At 67.0% G+C, this 1,635-nt stretch carries 3 protein-coding genes and 1 other annotated feature; all 3 genes read left to right on the plus strand.

Translation table 11 applies throughout. The annotated features are described in order from the left end of the window. Positions 1-71: 71 nt before the first annotated feature. Positions 72-127 (minus strand) — a sequence feature (sul1 is cis-regulatory element that is thought to sense ions involved in sulfur or methionine metabolism; They are found in Alphaproteobacteria). Positions 128-293: 166 nt separating this feature from the next. Further along, positions 294-713: a hypothetical protein gene (locus tag IEX25_RS19610; RefSeq protein ID WP_188717404.1), complete on the plus strand. Its 420-nt coding sequence runs from the start codon at positions 294-296 to the stop codon at positions 711-713. A 2-nt stretch (positions 714-715) separates the two neighbouring features. After that, positions 716-1,252 (plus strand): cupredoxin domain-containing protein, encoded by a 537-nt coding sequence (locus IEX25_RS19615; protein WP_229665520.1) that lies wholly within the window; start codon positions 716-718, stop codon positions 1,250-1,252. Continuing rightward, positions 1,249-1,635: sigma-70 family RNA polymerase sigma factor (locus IEX25_RS19620; protein WP_229665522.1), on the plus strand; the 387-nt coding region annotated here is incomplete at its 3' end. The genes IEX25_RS19615 and IEX25_RS19620, both read left to right, overlap by 4 nt.

A 1,635-nucleotide genomic window follows, 5' to 3' on the forward strand; every position in this document is an offset into this window, starting at 1 on the left:
TTATTCTGCCACTGGCGCAGATAGTGCCGTGTGATGTTCATGATGATAAATGCGAAGACGCGTCTTGGATGCGTTGTCCGGCGGATCGGCGGCCGGAATAGCCACCCGGGCTTGCACCGGGTCCATGCGATTGCGCGTCTCTTAACGAGCTTTGCCAAGACTGCCAAGCCGATCAAGGCGAGACGCCTTATCCGCCCTGCAGAGCGGCTTCTGTTCCCCGCGAACCTTTTTCCCCAGCTTGCATCCAATGACCATGGCCGGGCGGATCCGGCCTGCCATCGAAAGGTCCCCACATGCACAGCTCCCTTCCCGTTCTCGCCGCATCTGTCCTCCTTGGCGCCCTGCCCTTCCTGGCGGCTGCCCAGACGGTGCCTGACACCGCGCCCCCTGACGCGCCCTTCCAGAAGGTCAGCGAACTGGTCACCCTGCCGGATTTCCTGCCCGGCCTCGGCACGCTTTACGTCGACCCCGCGACCCTGCCTGCCGGTCCCTTCCTGGGCTATGACCACGACGGCAAGCTGTCGGCCACGATCTACATGACGCCGCTGGAGGATCTGGAGGGCGGCCAAGCCTTCGACGACCTTGCCCTTGGCCGCGACAGCGTCGCGTCGGTCGATATCTATCACAATGCCGGGCATCCGGGCGTGGAGAAGCCCCATGTCCATGTCGTGCTTTATCATGACGCGGATGCCAAGGCGCGGCTGGCGGAATGACCATGAACCGCCGAAGGGTGATGACCCAGGGGGCGGCGCTTCTCGGCGCGGTCTGCCTGCGGGCTGGCCGTGCAAGTACCGCCGCGCCCCTGCTGGTCGAGATGAAGGGCAGCCCGCGCGGCGAGGCCGTCTGGTTCGTGCCGGCCGGGCTTGCCGTGGCCCCCGGCGCAACGATCCGCTTCGTGAACCGCGACCCGGGCAACAGCCATACGGCCACCACCTATCACCCCGCCATCCTGGACCGGCCGCAGCGCATTCCCGACGGGGCGCAGCCTTGGGACAGCGGCCTGTTGTTGCCCGGCGAGGAATACGAGGTCACGCTGACCGTGCCCGGCGTCCATGATCTTTATTGCCAGCCGCATGAACATGCCGGCATGGTGGCGCGGATTGTCGTGGGCCGTCCGGGCCAGGTTGGCGGCTGGCAGGGTCCGGCCACCGATGCGGGCGACCTGCCCCGGGCGGCCTTGGCAGCCTTTCCGCCGGTCGATGCCATTCTTGCGCAAGGTGCCGTGATGCCCCCTCAAGGAAAGACGCCATGAGCAAACCCCAAGCAGCGATGTTTCCCGGCCCCGAGCGCCAGTTGTCCGAGACGGCCCTGGTGGCCGCCGCCCGGCAGCGCGACGAGGCGGCGGTGCGCGAACTGATCCGGCGGCTGAACGGCCGCCTGTTCCGCATCGCCCGCGGCCTGATGCCCAGCGACGCCGAGGCCGAGGAGGTCGTGCAGGACGCATATCTGGCCGCCTTCACCCATCTTGACGATTTTCGCGATGCGGCGCGCTTCTCGACCTGGATCACCCGCATCGCGCTGAACTGCGCGGCCATGCGCCTGCGCAAGCAGCACGCGCAGCAGGAATACGACACGGTCGAGGAACCGGCGCTGCATGGCGCCGAGGTGGTGCTGTTTCCGGGCGCCGAAACCGAA

Origin of the sequence: Paracoccus acridae (assembly GCF_014642735.1) — a bacterium.
GTDB classification, from domain to species: Bacteria; Pseudomonadota; Alphaproteobacteria; order Rhodobacterales; family Rhodobacteraceae; genus Paracoccus; species Paracoccus acridae.